A 16,446-nucleotide genomic window follows, 5' to 3' on the forward strand; every position below is an offset into this window, starting at 1 on the left:
GGGGCGTTGCCCCGCGCCGACCGGCTGCCCGGCGGCCGCGGCCTGCGGGCCGGCGGCGGTGGGCAGGTCCCGACCGAGCCGGGCGAGCAGCAGCCCGGTCGCCACGCCGGCCGTCACCGCGGAGTCGGCGGCGTGCGGCGGCTCGCCGGAACCGCGCGGCGGCGGCATCCGGCAGACCCGGGTCAGCAGCGTCTCCAGCACCGGCGGCGGCAGCCCGGGCAGCAGGTCGCGGACGCGTCCGTCCAGCTCCCCGCGCAACCGGCCGAGGTCGGCGGCGCGGGGCGGGTGGCCTAGCAGCTCGCCGGCCAGCTCGCGCAGCAGCGGCGGCGCCAGCGCCGCCATCCCCAGGCCCACGTCGGCCGGGGCGCGGCGCAGCTCGGTGCGCAGCCGGTCCCGGTCGCCGGCGCGCACCCCGCGTACCACCCGGCGCAGCAGCTCCTGGGAGTCGTCCAGCCGTTCGTCGGGCTCGTCGGCGCCGCCCTCGCCTCCACCGGTCAGCTCCGCCACCCGCACCGACCACCAGCGGCGCAGCCGGACCTGCTCGGCCGGCTCCGGCGCGACGGTGGCGGGCCCGCCGGGCGGCGGCGCGTCGTGCCGGGGTTCGCGTTGTTGCGGGCGTGGCGGCGGCGCGCCGTCCGCGGCCAGCCCGATCGCGGCCAGGTACGCCGACAGCTGCTCCTGCGCCACCCGCAGCGCGTAACCGGCGGTCTCGGCATGCTCGGTGGCGGCGGACAGCTCGGGCACGCCCATCGGGTTGGCCGACTCCTGTCGTACCCAGCGCAGCCGCTCCGCGGCCAGGCCGAACTTCTCCAGCGCCTGCCCGAGCAGGGCCACCGGGAACTCCTCGCTGGCGGCACGGACCTGCCCACCGACGTCCTCGATGATGGACATGGCGGCCTACAGCGTGGCGACGTAGAGCTGCGCCTGCTCCACCGCGACCAGTGTCGCGGCGAGACACTCCTCCAGCTCCTGGCTGGCCTGTGTCAGCGAGGCCTGGGCCGCCTCCACCGTCTCGTGCCCGCTGCCCTCCAGCGCGCCGGCCAGGGTCTGCTGTGCCTCGGCCAGCTTCTCGCCGGCCGCCTGCACGGCTGTCTGCCCGTCACCGATCTGTTGGAGGGCGACATCGATGGCAGCCTTCAGCTCGGCGACGCTCGCCACGGCGGAACCTCCTGGGGGCGGGGAGAGTTCCATTAGAGCCTATCGGCGTCCGTGGGAGAACATCCGCCCTGTCGGTGTTCCTGCCCGCCCGTCCCGTTGCGGACCGGATGCGCCGGGAGTCCGTTCTGTGGGAGTCCCAGTGCGAGAGCTTCTCAGGTGTTCGCCGGCGTGTCGCGTAGCCAGCGTGGCCCGTACACCTCGGCGCCTAGGGCGGTGACCCGGTCGCGCAGCTCCCGGTCGGCGGTGACCACCAGCCGGCGGCGCCCCGGGGCAGCCTCGACCAGGTCGACCACGGTGTCGTCACCCGAGCCGGGCGCCGAGGCCACCCGCACCGTGTCGGTGCCGGGCACGTCCCGCGCGGCCCCCTCGACCACCAGCACCACCTCCACCGGGGCGGCCAGCCGGTCCGGCAGGCCGGAGGAGGCCACCGGCGCCAGCGAGTCACGCAGCCGGGCGGCGGCCCCGGCCCGGTCCCGCCACCACCCGTTCGGGCGCGAACCCACCACGTTGGCGCCGTCCACGATCAGCAGCGGGGTCTCATCCATCCCGTCAGCCTGCCACCCTCGGCGGCCGCCCGCCCGACGCCACTCCCACAACGGCGGTGCGCCGCCACGTGCGGCGTTTGTCGGCACGCGCGTCGGGTAGCCCCTGGCGACCGTGCCGCACCCAACTGCGGAGGACAGACATGATGGGACCCGGCGACCTCGGCTCCGACCCGTGGGACGAATTCCTGGCCCGGTACTTCGGCCGGGGTGAGGGAGGACGCCGACCTGCGCACCGGGTCGACATCACCCGGCTGATGACGGCCGACGCGCGGGAGATGCTGGCCGACGCGGCCCGGCGGGCCGCGCAACGGCAGAGCAGCGACCTGGACACCGACCATCTGCTCTGGGCGGCGCTGCAACGCGAACCCCTGCGTGACCTGGTACGTCGGGCCGGCGCCGACCCGGACACCCTGCTCAACGCGCTCGGCGGGCGGGGCGACGGCGCGCCCCGCGGCGAGGTGCCACCCAACCTGTCGCTGACGCCGGCGGCCAAGCGGGCGCTGCTCGACGCCCACCAGCTGTCCCGGGCGATGGGCGCGAACTACATCGGCCCCGAGCACATCCTGATGGCGCTGCCGCTCAACCCGGAGTCGCCGGCCGGGCGGATGCTGGCGGCCGGCCGGATCCAGCCGGAGTCGTTGCAGGCCGCCAACGCCGAGCGCGGCCCGATGACGGGGCCGAAGCCGGACCGGGGCACCCCCACGCTGGACAAGTACGGGCAGGACCTCACCGACCTGGCCCGCGCCGACCAGATCGACCCGGTGATCGGACGCGCCGACGAGATCGAGCAGGCCGTGGAGATCCTGTCCCGGCGTACCAAGAACAACCCGGTCCTGATCGGTGAGGCCGGCGTCGGTAAGACCGCCATCGTCGAGGGCCTGGCCGAGCGGATCTGCGACGGGGACGTGCCGCAGACCCTGCTCGGCAAGCGGGTGGTGCAGCTCGACCTGGCCGGCCTGGTCGCCGGCACCCGATACCGGGGTGACTTCGAGGAGCGGCTGAAGAAGGTGATCGACGAGATCCGGGCGCACCGCGACGAGCTGATCATCTTCATGGATGAGATCCACACCCTGGTCGGGGCCGGTGGCGCCGGCAGCGAGGGCGGCATGGACGCGTCCAACATGCTCAAGCCGGCGCTGGCCCGCGGCGAGCTGCGGGTGATCGGCGCGACGACGCTGGACGAATACCGAAAGAGCATCGAGAAGGATGCCGCGCTGGCCCGGCGCTTCCAGCCGGTGCTGGTGCCCGAGCCGAGCGTCGACGACACCATCGCCATCCTGCGCGGGCTCCGCGACCGGTACGAGGCCCACCACCAGGTGCGGTTCACCGACGAGGCGCTGGTCGCCGCCGCCGAGCTGTCCGACCGGTACGTCACCGACCGGTTCCTGCCGGACAAGGCCATCGACCTGATCGACCAGGCCGGCGCCCGGGTCCGGCTGCGCACCCGCACCCCCGCCTCCGACGTGCGGGAGCTGGAGCAGCAGCTCGACGACGTACGCAGGGACAAGGAACAGGCCGTCGCCGACGAGCAGTACGAGCGGGCGTCCACGTTGCGCGACCGGATCGCCGAGCTGGAGGAGCAGGTGCGCCGCGCGAGCGGCGACGAGGGCGCCTCCTCGCAGGTGCCGGAGGTGGGTCCGCAGGAGATCGCCGAGGTGGTCTCCCGGGCCACCGGCATCCCGGTCAGCCAGCTTACCGAGGAGGAACGGGACCGGCTGCTGCGCCTGGAGGGTCAGCTGCACCAGAAGGTGGTCGGTCAGGACGACGCTGTCACGGCGGTCGCCGAGGCGGTGCGCCGCTCCCGTGCCGGGCTGGCCGACCCGGAGCGGCCGATGGGCAGCTTCCTGTTCCTCGGCCCGACCGGCGTCGGCAAGACCGAGCTGGCCCGCGCCCTGGCCGAGGCCTTGTTCGGCGAGGCGGACCGGATGGTCCGGGTGGACATGAGCGAGTTCCAGGAGCGACACACGGTCAGCCGGCTGGTGGGCGCCCCGCCCGGGTACGTCGGCTACGAGGAGGCCGGCCAGCTCACCGAGGCGGTGCGCCGCCGCCCGTACGCGGTGGTGCTGCTCGACGAGATCGAGAAGGCCCATCCGGACGTGTTCAACATCCTGCTCCAGGTGCTGGACGACGGGCGGCTGACCGACAGCCAGGGCCGCACGGTGAACTTCAAGAACACCGTACTGATCATGACGAGCAACCTCGGCTCCGAGCTGATCACCGGCGCTCAGCGCAGCGTCGGGTTCGGCACCGGCGCGCCGGGCAGCGAGCAGGAGAGCGACGAGCTGCGCGAGCGGCTGATGCGCCGCCTGCAGGAGAACTTCCGCCCGGAGTTCCTCAACCGGATCGACGAGGTCATCATCTTCCGCCGGCTGGAGGCCGAGCAGCTGCGTCAGATCACCGGGCTGCTGCTGGAGGAGACCCGCCGCCGGCTGCACGCCCAGGACATCCAGGTGGACTTCACCGCCGCCGGCGTCGACTGGCTCGCCGAGCACGGCTACCAGCCGGAATTCGGCGCCCGCCCACTGCGCCGGGTGATCCAGCGGGAGGTGGACAACCACCTGTCCCGGATGCTGCTGGAGTCGGCGATCTCACCCGGGCAGAAGGTCACTGTGGACGCCCGCGAGGGCGCGCTCACCTTCGACGTGACCGCGGGTGAGCGGGGGTACACCGCTGCCACGACCACACACCCGCGATGAGCGGGGCCGCGCGACGGCCGGAACCCAAGGAACCGCACGAGCCCGCGGAGGCCGCGGAATCCCGGGACGAGGACGACCATCCCCATCCGATCCTGGCGCCGCCCACCGCGAACCCCAGGAGGACGCGGGTGCCGCCGGAGGGCCTGCATCCGAAGACCGACGAGGGGGACCCGGAGACGTCCGGGCCGCCGCCCGGAGAGGAGACCTGATGGTACGCGAGACTCGCATCGACCCCGAGGTGGAGGTGCTCTGGGATGACTTCCACGCCGAGGTCAACGTCCCGTCTGCGCAGTTGCGCAGCTGGCTGCTGACCCGTGGTTCCGGCGAAGAGTCGTTCGGGCCAAACCCGGACCTCGACCTGCCCCAGCCGGGCCGGGAGATCCTCAAGGTGCTGGCCAAGCGCAAGGTCGACCTCACCCCGGAGGACATCGAGGTGATGCAGGACGCGGTCGACCGGATCCGCGAGCTGATGGACGCCAAGCCGCCGCGAGGCAACGCCGATGACGAGTGGCGGCACTCCTTGCTCGACCTAGGCCACGACCCCCTCGTCGAACGCTGAGCGGTGCACGCTCGACGGTGCCGTCCCGGGCAGGGACGGCACCGTCGCGTCGAGCCTGGTCAGGCCTGATCGGGTTCCAGGCTGCCGATGGTCAGCCCGACCGCGTCGGCGGCGGCGTCCCGCTCGCCGCGGCTCCGTTCCTCGCGGCTGAGCAGGTTGGCGTACTCGGCGATGTCGGCCGGGTCGGGCACGTCCGGCAGCCGGCGCAGGAACGCCTCCGTCTCGCGGATGGCGGCGGTGTGCGCGGCGGCCGCCTGGTGGAGCAGGTCCCGGTCGCCGGTGGGCGGGTAGAGGTCGGTCATGTCCGCCAGATACCCCACCAACGGTGGATCAGACCCGGCTGGGCTGTTGGACGCCGAACCCGGGATTGCGCAGCAGCCAGGCCAGGTAGCTGGGGTGGGGGGCCAGTGAGTCGGTGTACGCGGCCTTGGCCGTCTCCAGCACCAGCTCCGCCCCCTGGGCGGCGGGCGAGTCCGGGTGCCAGCCCAGCAGCAGCCGCCAGCGCAGCGGTATCCCGGCCAGCCGTCGGGTGACCAGCCCGTCCACCGGGCGGAACGTCGCCTGACACAGGGCCACCGCCTCACCGGCGTCCACCAGGTCGACGCAGCCCCGCACGTCGGTCTCGTACACCTTGCGGGGGGTGAAGCCGGCGCGGGCGCAGGCGGCGGCGAAGCAGTCGCCGAAGCAGCCGTCGCCCGGCGCGGCCACCCACTGCTCGTGGCGCAGGTCGCCCAACCGCACCTCGTCGCGCGCCGCGAGGGGATGGGTCTCCGGCAGCAGCACCAGCACCGGGTCGACGGCCACCTCCCGCCAGCTCAACCCGAACTCGGCCGACGGGACGGCGTCACCGCACACCCCGGTGAGCGCGAAATCCAACCGGCCGCCGGCCACCAACTGCGCCAACTCGTCCACCGACCAGGACGCGTACGTGGTGATCTGCGCGGGCGGCTGCTCGGCGGCCAGCCGGTGCACCAACCGCCCCAGGATCGGGCTGTTCACCCCGCCGAACCGGTACCAGCGCGGCGCCTCCCCGCCGCCGGCCAGCCGGGCCGCCTCGTCCTGCAGGCCCTTCATCGCCGGCAGCAGCACCCGGGCCCGGGCCAGCACCAGCTCACCGAGCGCGGTGGGCCGCGCGCCGCGGCGGTCCCGGTCGAACAGCGGCCCGCCCAGTGTCCGCTCGATCCGCTGGAGCTGGGCGGTGAGCGCCGGCTGGGCCAGGCCGAGCGCCGACGCCGCCTTGGTCACGCTCCCCGTCTCCGCGATCGCGCAGACCACCCGTAGGTGTCGCAGCTCCAGGTTCATACCGTGACGGTAGGACTACGCCGCAGTCGGCGGAAGGGTCCGGACGGATCGGTGAGGCTGAATGCATCGGTGGGTGTCGCCGCTCCTCAGCCGCGCGGTGGCTCCGGCAGGTCCGCCATGTACGTCGGCCGGCCGGTCACCGCGTCGCGTACCTTGTCCACCACTCCCACCGCCGGCTCGACGATCCGGTTCCACGGCGGCGTGGCCGGGGTGCCCGGGTGCGGTCGGGTCGGCGCCGCCTCCTCGGCGATCTCCAGCCGGTTGCCCAGCCGGATCAGCTCCTCCGCGGTGGCCACCGCGCGCAGCTCCGCGACGAGCGCGCCGACCCCGTGCACGTGTCGGCGAACCCGCTCGGCGACCTCGGTCAGCGTCTCGTCGCTCAGCGCCTTGAGGGCGCCCAGCAGCGCGGCGTCGGCGTTGATCTCGGCGTCCACCCGCTCGGCCGCGTCCGGTAGCGCGGCGCGCACCGCCGGCAGCAGGTACTGCTCCTCCGCGGAGAGGTGCCGCGACAACGCGGCGGTGAGCACCGCGAGCCCGTCCTGCGGCGCGGCGTCCGTGTCGGTCAACTGGTCCAGCAGCGCCAGCAGTTGCCGGTGCTCCTGGTCCACGATGTCGGCGATGCTGCGTCCGCCGGGCCGGTAGCCCTCCTCGGGCGTGGGCGGCAGCGGCGGCAGGGAAACGGCGGACATGGTGCCCTCCTCGACTGGCGGGCGGAAGCTCCGGCAGGGGACGTGCGGTCGTGGGCGGCGGTACCCGAAGGCGGGCCCGGCGAAACCGTCTCCCGTATCCGCCGCCCTGAATGCCCGGCCCACCTCGGCCGGTGCGCCGGCCCGCCGGCCAGCTCGGGCTGGTATGAAGAGGCGATGACGAGCGATGCCGCCCCCGCCCGACCGGAACCCACCGCAGAGGTCGTGGACCTCTGCCGCGACCTGCTGCGTATCGACACCACCAACACGGGGGACAACGACACCAGCGTCGGTGAGCGCCGTGCGGCCGAATACGTGGCGGAGAAGCTCGCCGAGGTAGGCCTGGAGTCCGTGCTGCACGAGTCCGCGCCCGGCCGGGCGAACGTGGTGTCCCGGATCCCCGGCACCGACCCGAGCCGGGGTGCGCTGCTGGTGCACGGCCACCTGGACGTGGTGCCCGCCGACGCCGACGAGTGGTCGGTGCACCCCTTCTCCGGCGAACTGCGCGACGGCTACCTGTGGGGTCGGGGCGCCATCGACATGAAGGACTTCGACGCCATGGTGCTGGCCGTGGCGCGGCACTGGCAGCGCACCGGCGTACGCCCCCCGCGCGACATCGTGCTGGCGTACACCGCCGACGAGGAGGCGGGCAGCGACTACGGCGCGCGTTACCTGGTGGACAACCACCGAGAGCTCTTCGACGGCTGCACCGAGGCGATCGGTGAGGTCGGTGGTTTCTCGTACTCGGTGAACGACAGCCAGCGGCTCTACCTCATCGAGACCGCGGAGAAGGGCATCGACTGGCTGCGGCTGCACGCCAAGGGGCGTCCCGGGCACGGCTCGATGGTGCACGACGACAACGCGGTCACCGCGCTCGCCGAGGCGGTGGCCCGGATCGGTCGGCACCGTTTCCCGGTGGTGGTCACCGACACCGTGCGGGCCTTCCTCGAGGAGGTCTCCGACCTGCTCGGCATCGAGCTGGACCCGGAGGACCCGGAGACGGCCATCGCCAAGCTCGGCCCGATCGCCAACATCATCGGCGCGACCATCCGCAACACGGCGAACCCGACCCGCTTGGCCGCCGGTTACAAGGACAACGTGATCCCCGGCCGGGCCACCGCCACCATCGACTGCCGCAGCCTGCCCGGCCAGTCCGAGCTGCTGGAGCGCCAACTGCGCGAGCTGGTCGGCCCGGACATCGCGATCGAGTACGTGCAGCGGCAGCCGGCGTTGGAGACCACCTTCGACGGTGACCTGGTCGAGGCCATGTCGGCGGCGCTGCGCGCCGAGGACCCGGGCGCGCGGCCGGTGCCGTACATGCTCTCCGGCGGCACCGACGCCAAGGCGTTCTCGCAGCTCGGCATCCGCTGCTTCGGGTTCGCCCCGCTGCGGCTGCCCGCCGACCTGAACTTCTCCGCGTTGTTCCACGGCATCGACGAGCGCGTTCCGGTCGACGGACTACAGTTCGGCGTGCGGGTACTCGACCGGTTCCTCCGCACCTGCTAGCCGTGTCCGGTAGCCGCACCCGGCTCGGACCCTCCCCATCGTGAAGGGACTGCCCCACATGACCGACCAGCATGGTGAGCTGGACGCCGCTCTCGAGCGGGTGATCGAAGCGGCCCGCCACCACCTGGCCGCCGTACGTGCCGCAGAGGGCCGCGTCGACGACGACGACGTCTGGCAGGCGTACGTGGCTTTGAACAACGCGTCCTACGCGTACGACGAGCGGCTGCTCGACGCCTTCGGCGAGGTGACGCCGTGGGACGTCGACTCGATCGACCCGGACGAGGCCGACGAGCGCTTCGGCGGCGCCGAGGCAGGCGAGGCCAGCGACCCGCACCCCCGGGTGATCTCGGTACGCCAGCGCCGCGACTACCGGGTGCCGAGCATCTCCGCGCTGCTGCGGGTGGCCGAGGCGGCCCGCCGCGAGGGCACCCCGGAGGACGACGAGCCGGCGCCGGTGGAGGGTGTCGGTGAGGCGGTGCTGGAGCTGCTGCAGAGCGGCGACGGCTCGCTCGGCGCGCTGGACGTCCCCGAGCTGGAGCCGCTCGACGGGGTGGTCATGGTCAGCGAGGTGGGCACCCCGGTCGACCTGGAGTCGTTCGACGACGACGACGCGGTCGGCCCGTTCCAGCCGGCGGCCGACGACCGGCTGGTCGGCCGCCTCGACGAGCACCCGTTCCTGGAGCTCGACGACGACCACGACCACGACCACGCCGGCCATCAGCACTAGGCCGTGACACGCCCGGGGCCCGACCGATCACGGCCGGACCCCGGGCGTCGCGCCCCCGGCCCGACCGGGCGTCAGTACGACAGGCCCGGCTGCGGCTGGTTGGCCCGTCGCCGACGTAGCACCACCTGCCGGGTGCCGTCCCGGAACAGCCGCACCCGGGCCAACTCCCATCCGGAGAACTCCGCCTGGATCGCCAACTGCGCCGCGGCGGTCAACCGGTCGACGTTCGGCGGCAACCGCAGCGGCGCGTATTCGTAGTCCATGCCACCCATGCTGCCCAGCCCAGCGGCCGTTCGCCACCCCCGGCGGGGTGACCAAGGCCGCTGCCGTGCGTGGTTCGTGCCGCCCTGGGCGCCGCCGCCTGATCCCTGCCGCTACCCGGCCGAGGCGTTCGCCGTAAGCAGGACGGCCAGCGCTGGCGCGGCCAGGGTGACCGCCCGGGCACTGCCCACGTCCACCGCCAGCCCCCACGACTCGTCCGGCCAGTCCTCGAGCAGCTCGGCGCAGGGCAGCGCGACGAACGGCACGCCGTCCCCGGCGAACGCGGCAAGGGCCTGCGAGGAGGTGAAGACCGGCAGCAGGGGCGCGCCCGTCGCATCGCCGACCACCGTCCACGGGAAGTCGCCGTCCGCCGCCGGTTCCCCGGCCAGCGGCACGCACACCATGGCGCCGGCCAGCACGCCGAGGTAGCCGGGCAGGTCGCGTCGGTCGACGGCCGCGGCGAGCAGCGCCACCACCCCCGGCTCCGCCGCCTCGGTCGGCGCCGGCCCGGGGGTGACCGGCCGCACCTCCGAGGTGGGGCGGGTGGCCGGTGGCACGGGTCGGCAGGAGAGCGCGCCCGGGGCGTCGGTCAGCACCTCGGCGGCCGTACGGGTCACCACCATGCTGAGCCGGTCCAACTGCTCCGGGGTGCGCGGCGACTCGTACCACCAGTGCGCGTCGCCGGTCGGGCGGCGCCAGCCGAGCGCGGCCAGGCGTGCCTCGTCGTAGCCGGGGCAGAGCGCCCGAACCACGTCGCGGCGTACCAGCAGCCGGATCCCCCGCGCCGCGGCGGTGAGCTCCAGGTCGGTGTCGCGGTCGCAGCGGGCAACGGTGTCCCGTAGTCGCACGACGATCTCCGGCCAGGTCGGCGAGGTCATGCCGGTGAACTCGGCAGGCGGTCGTCCAGCCGCCCGAGCCGGCCGATGGTCTCCTCCAGGCGCCCCAGTGCCGAGAAGTCACCGGGCTTGCCGAACAGGTCGGTCAGGCCCGCGCCGAGCTCGACGCCCAACCCCTCGGTGCGCTCCTCGACCCGCTCGGTGGCCGCCGTGCGGGCCCGCTGGTACGCGTCGAGCACCAGCTCCGCCAACCCCTCGGTGCCCGCGCGCAGCGCGGCGGGCGCGAGGTTGAGGCCGGTGAGCACGCCGGTGGCGTCGACGGTCGCGGAGACCAGGCCACTCTCGTCGCTCGCGGTGCCGGACAGGTCGGCCAGGTCGTCGCCCAGGCCCGCGAACCGGCGTTCGATGTCGGCGATCCGTCCGGCGAGCGCGTCGAACGCGGACATCGGGTCAGTCATGAGATTCCTCCCCCGTGGACCGTGCACCGGGGTGGTGCCCGACGGTCGGGGAATCGTATCGTCGGTGCGCTGAACACACGGGGGAGGAACGGCATGGCGCCGGACATCGAGGTCGACGTGCAGGCGGTCCGTCGACTGGAGACAGCCGCCAAGCGGGTCGCCAGCTCGCTGGCGGCGCTGGAGAGTCAGATCGTCTCGGCCGGTGACGTGCCGTCGGACGCCTTCGGTCATCTGCCGTTCGCCAGCGACCTGCTCCGCGGCAAGTACGCCGAGCAGGTCGCCGGTGGCGTGGAGCTGTTCGGCGCGGCCAACGCCGCGTTCGGCCGGGTCGCCAGCGCGCTGGCCGACACGGTCGAGACGTACGAGCGCAACGAGCAGGACCTCGACGGCGGGTTCAAGGCCATCCAGGCGGGGCTGCCCGGATGAGCGGGCCGGCAGGCAGCGCCGTCCAGCTGTGGAACGGCCTCGACAACGCACTCTCCGGCGTGGAGGCCGCGGTCGACAGCGTCTGCCGCACTCTCGCCTGGCCACTGATCCAGCTCGTCGACATGGTCGACGGCGAGCCCGCCGTGCTGCGCGCGAAGGCCGCCGAGTGGGACGCGCTGGCCGGGCAGGTGCGCGACCTCGCGCAGGTGCACCGCGGCGACCGCGAGGCCGCGCAGCCCGGGTGGCGCTCGCCCGCCGGTGAGGCGTACGGCCAGCGGCTGGCCGAGGTGGAACAGCAACTGCTCGACGTCGCCGAGCAGTTCGCCGCCACCGCGGAGTATCTGCGCAGCGTCGCCGACGGTCTGCAGACCGTGCACGACGTGCTCGTCGACCTTTGCGTCGAGTTCGTGAACTTCCTGCTGGTGACGCTGGTGACGGCGTTGCTGATGGCGCCGTTCACCGCCGGGGCGTCCTGGGTGGCGGGCATGGGGGTCGCCGTGACCAGGGGCCTGATCGTGCTCACCCGCATGCTGAAGATCATCAGGCCGCTGGCGGCGCACCTGCAGAAGGTCATCCGCCTGCTCCAGCGGGTCATGCTGTACCTGCGCAAGCTGCGCAACCACCTCGACAAGCTCGTCGACATGCAGAAGAAGCTGCGCACCGGCCAGAAGTACGCCGACAAGCGGCGCGCCGCCGGCAAGGCCGACAAGTGGCACCACAAGGTCCTCGACCCGGCGAAGGGCACCTACAAGCTGGGCAAGTCGGGTTCACCGTTCGACATGGGCGCCCTGGAAAGGGCCGCCGCGCTGCGGGCGCACGGCGTCGCCGACGGCGCCCGGGTGATCGCCCGGGACTGGGCGACCAACCTGCCGTGGAACGTGCCGAACTCCATCGTGCACGGCGTCACCTGGGGGTCCGTCGCCCTCACCAGCGGCCTCTCCATTCCCGGCAGCGAGCAGGTCAGCGACCAGATCGACCAGGCGGTGCAGGGCGGTGCCGACTGGATCGACCAGAATGTCTTCGGGCAGCCGCCCGCGAACCAGCCGGCGGGCCGTTAGGCCGGTCGAGGAGGTAAGGCGTGACGTCAGGGGAGCGGGGCCGGCTCGGTCGGTTGACCGACGCGGTGCTCGGCGGTGCGCGGGCGGCCCGGGACAAAGCCCGCGAGCTGCGCGACGAGTTCCGCACCAGCGACGAGCCGGAACGCGCCCTGGTCGCACCGCTGCTGCCCGACCAGGAGGTCCGCTACGTTGGGCTGGCGCCTGTCCGGGCAGACGAGATGCACCGGACGGGCAGCCAGTTCGCCGACACGATGTCCGAGGCCGTGGCCGAGTCGTTGGAGCCCCGGGCGCTGTTCGGGCTGCTCAACATCGTCAACCCGGTGGTCTGGGTGGATGCCGTGCTGACACCGTTGCGGATCGCCGCGGGTGTCCTGCTGCTCCCCGGCAAGGCCGCCGCGCTCGCCGGCGGCGTCGCGGACGCGGCCGACCCGGACGCCGGCCTGCCGGCGCCGCGCCAGGGCGCCGAGCCCCGGCAACCGCTGCCGTTGACGCCCGAGCAGGAGGCCTTCCGGGCGCTGTTCCGGCTCAGCCAGTACCGCCCGCTGGCCGACCAGCTCGCCGAGATCGCCTACCGGCGCCGGTACGTCTTCAGCGGTGAGCTGGCCAGCCTCGCCGGCAGCCTGCTGCTCTTCCTGGAGCGCTACACCGGCACGCCGCTGGTGGTGACCGACACGCACCTGCACCTGCTGCGGATGGGCCGCCGCCCGGACGAGGGCCAGCCGGACCGCCGTCAGCCCCGGGTGCTGTGGAGCGTGGAGCGGCACCGGGTGACCCGCGTCGACTGCGACCACAGCGCCGCGCGACTGATGCAGTTCCCGTCCACCATCGGGTTCGACGACGGTTCCTGGATCCGGATCGTCAACCCGGCGACCCGGGATGACCAGGCACGATTCCTCGCAGCCGTCCGGGACATCCCCGGCCAGCGGCCGGCGATCTGAGGCGGACCCGCCCTGGGCGTGTGGCCGGAACTGCTAGCCGTCCCGCTCCGGGTAGCCCACCGGCACGGCGGAGACGTCGTCCAGGGCGGTGGTGATCTCCTCGGGCAGCGTGATCCGCTCGACCTGGAGCGCACCGAGCAGCTGCCCGACCGTGCGGGCGCCGAGGATCGGCGCGGTCACCCCGGGCCGGTCCCGGATCCAGGCCAGCGCCACCTCCATCGGCGACACACCCAGCCCGCCGGCCGCGGTCGCCACCGCCTCCACGATACTGGAGCAACGCGGCTCCAGGTACGTGGCGACGAACCGCTCGAAGTGCGGCGAGGCGGCCCGGGAGTCCGCTGGACGGCCATGGCGGTACTTGCCGGTGAGCACCCCCCGGCCCAGCGGCGACCACGGCAGCACGCCGAGGCCGAGCGCCTCGCAGGCGGGCAGCACCTCCCGCTCCACGCCCCGCTCCAGCAGCGAGTACTCCACCTGGGCGGCGACCACCGGCGCCCGGCCCGGCCAGGCGGTCTGCCAGGCGGCGGCCCGCGCGGTCTGCCAGCCGGAGAAGTTCGACACTCCGACATAGCGGACTTTTCCGCTGGCCACCGCGTGGTCCAGCGCGGCCAGGGTCTCCTCCAGCGGGGTGTCCGGGTCGTACCCGTGCACCTGGAACAGGTCCACGTGGTCGGTGCCGAGCCGACGCAGGGAGGCGTCCAGGGTGCGCAGCAGGTGCCCCCGTGAGCCGTCGCGGCGCCGGCCGCTGCCCGGGCGCAACCCCGCCTTCGTGGCGATCAGCAGATCGTCGCGAGGAACGAGGGTGCCCAGCAGCGAGCCGATCACCGACTCGGCGTCCCCGTCGCCGTACACGTCGGCGGTGTCGATCAGGTTGCCGCCCGCGTCCAGGTAACTCTTCAGCTGGGCGGCCGCATCGTCGGCGTCGGTGTCCCGGCCCCACGTCATGGTGCCGAGCGCGAGCCGGGAAACCGCCAGCCCGCTTCGGCCGAGCGGTCGCTGTTGCATGGGTGAACCTTATTTCGAACCCGCCGCCACCGATATCCTCGCTCCCGTCATCTCTGCCGGTTCTGCCGGTTCCGCCGACGGCGGGTACCCCGACGGACGGGGGATCATTGGTGGCGAGCCGGTGATCGAGGCCGTAATCGGCATTGCGTAACCTGATGCGACCTGTGCCACGGATGGGGGAGGACCAGTGCGACTCGGGCTCAGCCTCGGATACCAGACGGCGTGGAGCACGCCAGCAGACCACCTGGCGCTGGCCCAGGAAGCGGACCGGCTCGGCTACTCGGTGGTGTGGGCCGCGGAGGCCTACGGCTCCGACTCGCCCAGCATGCTCGCCTGGATGGCCGGCCAGACCGAACGGATCGACGTGGGCGCCGCGGTGATGCAGATCCCGGCCCGTACGCCGGCCGCCACCGCGATGACCGCCGCCACCATCGACGCGCTCTCCGGCGGCCGGTTCCGGCTCGGCCTCGGCGTCTCCGGCCCGCAGGTCTCCGAGGGCTGGCACGGGGTGCGCTTCGCCAAGCCCCTGGCCCGGACCCGCGAGTTCGTGGACATCGTCAAGCTGGCCATCGCCCGCAAGGAGGTGGCGTACGACGGCGAGCACTACACACTGCCGCTGCCGGACGGCCCCGGCAAGGCGCTGCGGCTGGGCTTCCACCCGCCCCGCGAGCACATCCCGATCTACCTGGCCGCGGTCGGCCCGAAGAACCTGGAGCTGGCCGGCGAGATCGCCGACGGCTGGCTGGCCGTGTTCTACGCCCCGGAGTTCGCCGACGAGCATCTCGCCGCGGTCAGCGCCGGGCGGGCCAAGGTCGGCAAGGAACTGGCCGGCTTCGACGTGGTGCCCTCGGTGCCGGTGGTGGTCGGCGACGACGTGGCCTCCTGCGCCGAGCTGGTGCGCTGGTACGCCGCGCTCTACGTCGGCGGGATGGGCAGCCGGCAGCAGAACTTCTACAACCAGCTCGCCACCCGGATGGGCTACGGCGACGCCGCCCGCGAGGTGCAGGACCTGTACCTGGCCAAGCGGCAGCGTGACGCGGCCGCCGCGGTGCCGATGGAGTTCATCGACCGCACCTCACTGCTCGGCCCGAAGGAGCGCATCGCCGAGCGAATGCGGGAGTACGCCACCGCGGGCGTCACCACGCTGTCGGTGACCCTGTTCGTGGCCGACCGGGACAGCGGTGTGCAGACCCTCCGTACCGTCGCCGAGGCGCTCGACCTCTCAGGAGTCGGCGAGTGACCTGGGTCGAGGCCATCGTCCTGGGCATCGTCCAGGGATTGACCGAGTTCCTTCCGGTCAGCTCGTCGGGGCATCTACGGATCACCTCGGCGATCTTCTTTGACCGCGACGCGGGCGCGTCGTTCACGGCGGTCACCCAGCTCGGCACCGAGGCCGCCGTGCTGATCTACTTCGCCAAGGACATCTGGCGGATCACCCGGACCTGGCTGGTCGGCATCAGGGACAAGTCGGTCCGTTCCAGCCTCGACTACCGGATGGGCTGGTACGTCATCGTCGGCTCGATCCCGATCGGGCTGTTCGGTTTCGTGTTCAAGGACCAGATCAAGACCGCCGGGCGAAACCTGTGGGTCGTCGCGACCACGCTGATCGTCTTCGCGTTCGTGCTGGCGTTCGCCGAGTACTGGGGGCGGCAGACCCGCACCCTGGAGAACTTCCGCATGAAGGACGGCGTGGTGATGGGCTTCGCCCAGGCCATGGCGCTGATCCCGGGGGTGTCCCGCTCCGGGGGCACGCTCACCGCCGGGCTGCTGCTCAACCTGACCCGGGAGGCGGCGGCGCGGTACTCGTTCCTGCTGGCCATCCCGGCGGTGGTCATGTCCGGCGTGTTCAGCCTCGGGGACGTCTTCGAACCGTCCGCCCCGGGCACGTCCGCACCCACCGTCGCCCAGATGATCGTGGCCACCGTGATCGCCTTCGGCATCGGGTACGCGGCCATCGCCTGGCTGCTCCGCTACGTCGCCCACCACACCCTGTACGTCTTCGTGCTGTACCGGGTCGCGTTGGGCACCCTGGTCCTCGCCCTGCTGCTGACCGGCACGATCAGCGCCACCTGACCGACCGATCCGTCGACGGCCCCCACCACCGCCCTCCGGGCGAGGCGGGGGCCGTCCGCGTACGCCCCACCCGCAGTCCAGGACTCCGTCGGTGGAAAGACAGCGCCGCCCCCGGCTGGTGGGCTGGGGGCGGCGTTGGTGTCGGTGTGCAGGTCGCCTCTCGGCGAGTGGCGCGACGCGGTTCCAGCCGAACGGTATTCCGCGAGGGCGAT

The 16,446-nt window shown here is 73.1% G+C and carries 20 protein-coding genes; 10 read left to right on the forward strand and 10 right to left on the reverse strand.

What is annotated here, in order from left to right; genetic code table 11:
- The 3 genes from ACWD6N_RS35350 to ACWD6N_RS35360 all read right to left on the reverse strand — a co-directional run.
- Positions 1-891: hypothetical protein (locus ACWD6N_RS35350; protein ID WP_450006380.1), on the reverse strand; the 891-nt coding region annotated here is incomplete at its 3' end.
- 6 nt (positions 892-897) lie between these two features.
- Positions 898-1,158, reverse strand: coding sequence for a hypothetical protein (locus ACWD6N_RS35355; RefSeq protein WP_030504016.1), 261 nt, complete (start codon positions 1,156-1,158; stop codon positions 898-900).
- Positions 1,159-1,310: 152 nt separating this feature from the next.
- Positions 1,311-1,703: a PIN domain-containing protein gene (locus ACWD6N_RS35360; protein WP_354967687.1), complete on the reverse strand. Its 393-nt coding sequence runs from the start codon at positions 1,701-1,703 to the stop codon at positions 1,311-1,313.
- A gap of 140 nt (positions 1,704-1,843) precedes the next feature.
- Between ACWD6N_RS35360 and ACWD6N_RS35365 the strand changes: the two genes are divergently transcribed.
- Genes ACWD6N_RS35365 through ACWD6N_RS35375 form a run of 3 tightly spaced genes read left to right on the forward strand, consistent with a single transcriptional unit; the run spans position 1,844 to position 4,958 of the window.
- On the forward strand, positions 1,844-4,399 hold the full coding sequence (locus ACWD6N_RS35365) for an ATP-dependent Clp protease ATP-binding subunit (RefSeq protein ID WP_450006382.1): 2,556 nt from the start codon (positions 1,844-1,846) through the stop codon (positions 4,397-4,399).
- Complete coding sequence (locus ACWD6N_RS35370; RefSeq protein ID WP_354967689.1) at positions 4,396-4,608, forward strand: hypothetical protein; 213 nt, start codon at positions 4,396-4,398, stop codon at positions 4,606-4,608. The genes ACWD6N_RS35365 and ACWD6N_RS35370 overlap by 4 nt, the downstream gene beginning before the upstream one ends.
- Positions 4,608-4,958, forward strand: coding sequence for a DUF3140 domain-containing protein (locus tag ACWD6N_RS35375; RefSeq protein ID WP_450006384.1), 351 nt, complete (start codon positions 4,608-4,610; stop codon positions 4,956-4,958). The genes ACWD6N_RS35370 and ACWD6N_RS35375 overlap by 1 nt, the downstream gene beginning before the upstream one ends.
- A gap of 59 nt (positions 4,959-5,017) precedes the next feature.
- Here ACWD6N_RS35375 and ACWD6N_RS35380 read toward each other — a convergent pair whose 3' ends face one another.
- From ACWD6N_RS35380 to ACWD6N_RS35390, 3 genes are all read right to left on the reverse strand, one after another.
- Positions 5,018-5,260 carry a hypothetical protein gene (locus ACWD6N_RS35380; protein ID WP_387328053.1) on the reverse strand — a complete coding sequence of 81 codons (243 nt, stop codon included), beginning with the start codon at positions 5,258-5,260 and terminating at the stop codon, positions 5,018-5,020.
- 28 nt (positions 5,261-5,288) lie between these two features.
- Positions 5,289-6,260 (reverse strand): LysR family transcriptional regulator, encoded by a 972-nt coding sequence (locus tag ACWD6N_RS35385; RefSeq protein WP_387328028.1) that lies wholly within the window; start codon positions 6,258-6,260, stop codon positions 5,289-5,291.
- Between the two features lie 86 nt (positions 6,261-6,346).
- Positions 6,347-6,949: a hemerythrin domain-containing protein gene (locus ACWD6N_RS35390; RefSeq protein ID WP_450006386.1), complete on the reverse strand. Its 603-nt coding sequence runs from the start codon at positions 6,947-6,949 to the stop codon at positions 6,347-6,349.
- A gap of 174 nt (positions 6,950-7,123) precedes the next feature.
- Here ACWD6N_RS35390 and ACWD6N_RS35395 point away from each other — a divergent pair, with 174 nt between their 5' ends.
- Both ACWD6N_RS35395 and ACWD6N_RS35400 read left to right on the forward strand, forming a co-directional pair.
- Positions 7,124-8,452 (forward strand): M20/M25/M40 family metallo-hydrolase, encoded by a 1,329-nt coding sequence (locus tag ACWD6N_RS35395; RefSeq protein ID WP_450006388.1) that lies wholly within the window; start codon positions 7,124-7,126, stop codon positions 8,450-8,452.
- Positions 8,453-8,510: 58 nt separating this feature from the next.
- A complete protein-coding gene (locus ACWD6N_RS35400; RefSeq protein WP_450006406.1) occupies positions 8,511-9,179 on the forward strand; it encodes a hypothetical protein in 669 nt (222 codons plus the stop codon).
- A 71-nt stretch (positions 9,180-9,250) separates the two neighbouring features.
- Here the strand turns inward: ACWD6N_RS35400 and ACWD6N_RS35405 are convergent, their stop codons facing one another.
- From ACWD6N_RS35405 to ACWD6N_RS35415, 3 genes are all read right to left on the reverse strand, one after another.
- Positions 9,251-9,442, reverse strand: coding sequence for a DUF5703 family protein (locus ACWD6N_RS35405; protein WP_089021145.1), 192 nt, complete (start codon positions 9,440-9,442; stop codon positions 9,251-9,253).
- Between the two features lie 111 nt (positions 9,443-9,553).
- Positions 9,554-10,318, reverse strand: a complete 765-nt coding sequence (locus ACWD6N_RS35410) for an SseB family protein (protein ID WP_450006390.1) — start codon at positions 10,316-10,318, stop codon at positions 9,554-9,556.
- Positions 10,315-10,734 (reverse strand): YbaB/EbfC family nucleoid-associated protein, encoded by a 420-nt coding sequence (locus tag ACWD6N_RS35415; RefSeq protein WP_450006392.1) that lies wholly within the window; start codon positions 10,732-10,734, stop codon positions 10,315-10,317. Before ACWD6N_RS35415 ends, ACWD6N_RS35410 begins: the two co-directional genes overlap by 4 nt.
- A 93-nt stretch (positions 10,735-10,827) precedes the next feature.
- Here ACWD6N_RS35415 and ACWD6N_RS35420 point away from each other — a divergent pair, with 93 nt between their 5' ends.
- The 3 genes from ACWD6N_RS35420 to ACWD6N_RS35430 are packed head-to-tail and all read left to right on the forward strand — an operon-like array spanning position 10,828 to position 13,156.
- On the forward strand, positions 10,828-11,160 hold the full coding sequence (locus ACWD6N_RS35420; protein WP_450006394.1) for a hypothetical protein: 333 nt from the start codon (positions 10,828-10,830) through the stop codon (positions 11,158-11,160).
- Positions 11,157-12,218, forward strand: a complete 1,062-nt coding sequence (locus tag ACWD6N_RS35425; RefSeq protein ID WP_450006396.1) for a WXG100 family type VII secretion target — start codon at positions 11,157-11,159, stop codon at positions 12,216-12,218. The genes ACWD6N_RS35420 and ACWD6N_RS35425 overlap by 4 nt, the downstream gene beginning before the upstream one ends.
- A gap of 20 nt (positions 12,219-12,238) precedes the next feature.
- Entirely contained in the window at positions 12,239-13,156 is a 918-nt protein-coding gene (locus tag ACWD6N_RS35430; RefSeq protein ID WP_450006398.1) for a hypothetical protein, read from the forward strand.
- Positions 13,157-13,189: 33 nt separating this feature from the next.
- On the opposite strand, the gene ACWD6N_RS35435 is transcribed toward ACWD6N_RS35430, so the two are convergent.
- The gene (locus ACWD6N_RS35435; RefSeq protein ID WP_450006400.1) at positions 13,190-14,161 is read right to left on the reverse strand and encodes an aldo/keto reductase; all 972 of its coding nucleotides are present in this window, start codon (positions 14,159-14,161) and stop codon (positions 13,190-13,192) included.
- A gap of 187 nt (positions 14,162-14,348) precedes the next feature.
- On the opposite strand from ACWD6N_RS35435, the gene ACWD6N_RS35440 reads away from it, so the two are divergent.
- Both ACWD6N_RS35440 and ACWD6N_RS35445 read left to right on the forward strand, forming a co-directional pair.
- Positions 14,349-15,401: an LLM class F420-dependent oxidoreductase gene (locus ACWD6N_RS35440; protein ID WP_450006402.1), complete on the forward strand. Its 1,053-nt coding sequence runs from the start codon at positions 14,349-14,351 to the stop codon at positions 15,399-15,401.
- Positions 15,398-16,234, forward strand: a complete 837-nt coding sequence (locus ACWD6N_RS35445) for an undecaprenyl-diphosphate phosphatase (RefSeq protein ID WP_450006404.1) — start codon at positions 15,398-15,400, stop codon at positions 16,232-16,234. The genes ACWD6N_RS35440 and ACWD6N_RS35445 overlap by 4 nt, the downstream gene beginning before the upstream one ends.
- Positions 16,235-16,446 lie beyond the last annotated feature (212 nt).

Source organism: Micromonospora sp. NPDC005163, from assembly GCF_053599835.1.

What these genes read in the sequence shown, in the direction of transcription:
- ACWD6N_RS35360 (WP_354967687.1), bottom strand. Translation starts at nt 1,703, where the DNA reads ATGGATGAGACCCCGCTGCTGATCGTGGACGGCGCCAACGTGGTGGGT.
- ACWD6N_RS35365 (WP_450006382.1), top strand. Translation starts at nt 1,844, where the DNA reads ATGATGGGACCCGGCGACCTCGGCTCCGACCCGTGGGACGAATTCCTG.
- ACWD6N_RS35370 (WP_354967689.1), top strand. Translation starts at nt 4,396, where the DNA reads ATGAGCGGGGCCGCGCGACGGCCGGAACCCAAGGAACCGCACGAGCCC.
- ACWD6N_RS35375 (WP_450006384.1), top strand. Translation starts at nt 4,608, where the DNA reads ATGGTACGCGAGACTCGCATCGACCCCGAGGTGGAGGTGCTCTGGGAT.
- ACWD6N_RS35380 (WP_387328053.1), bottom strand. Translation starts at nt 5,260, where the DNA reads ATGACCGACCTCTACCCGCCCACCGGCGACCGGGACCTGCTCCACCAG.
- ACWD6N_RS35385 (WP_387328028.1), bottom strand. Translation starts at nt 6,260, where the DNA reads ATGAACCTGGAGCTGCGACACCTACGGGTGGTCTGCGCGATCGCGGAG.
- ACWD6N_RS35390 (WP_450006386.1), bottom strand. Translation starts at nt 6,949, where the DNA reads ATGTCCGCCGTTTCCCTGCCGCCGCTGCCGCCCACGCCCGAGGAGGGC.
- ACWD6N_RS35395 (WP_450006388.1), top strand. Translation starts at nt 7,124, where the DNA reads ATGACGAGCGATGCCGCCCCCGCCCGACCGGAACCCACCGCAGAGGTC.
- ACWD6N_RS35400 (WP_450006406.1), top strand. Translation starts at nt 8,511, where the DNA reads ATGACCGACCAGCATGGTGAGCTGGACGCCGCTCTCGAGCGGGTGATC.
- ACWD6N_RS35405 (WP_089021145.1), bottom strand. Translation starts at nt 9,442, where the DNA reads ATGGACTACGAATACGCGCCGCTGCGGTTGCCGCCGAACGTCGACCGG.
- ACWD6N_RS35410 (WP_450006390.1), bottom strand. Translation starts at nt 10,318, where the DNA reads ATGACCTCGCCGACCTGGCCGGAGATCGTCGTGCGACTACGGGACACC.
- ACWD6N_RS35415 (WP_450006392.1), bottom strand. Translation starts at nt 10,734, where the DNA reads ATGACTGACCCGATGTCCGCGTTCGACGCGCTCGCCGGACGGATCGCC.
- ACWD6N_RS35420 (WP_450006394.1), top strand. Translation starts at nt 10,828, where the DNA reads ATGGCGCCGGACATCGAGGTCGACGTGCAGGCGGTCCGTCGACTGGAG.
- ACWD6N_RS35425 (WP_450006396.1), top strand. Translation starts at nt 11,157, where the DNA reads ATGAGCGGGCCGGCAGGCAGCGCCGTCCAGCTGTGGAACGGCCTCGAC.
- ACWD6N_RS35435 (WP_450006400.1), bottom strand. Translation starts at nt 14,161, where the DNA reads ATGCAACAGCGACCGCTCGGCCGAAGCGGGCTGGCGGTTTCCCGGCTC.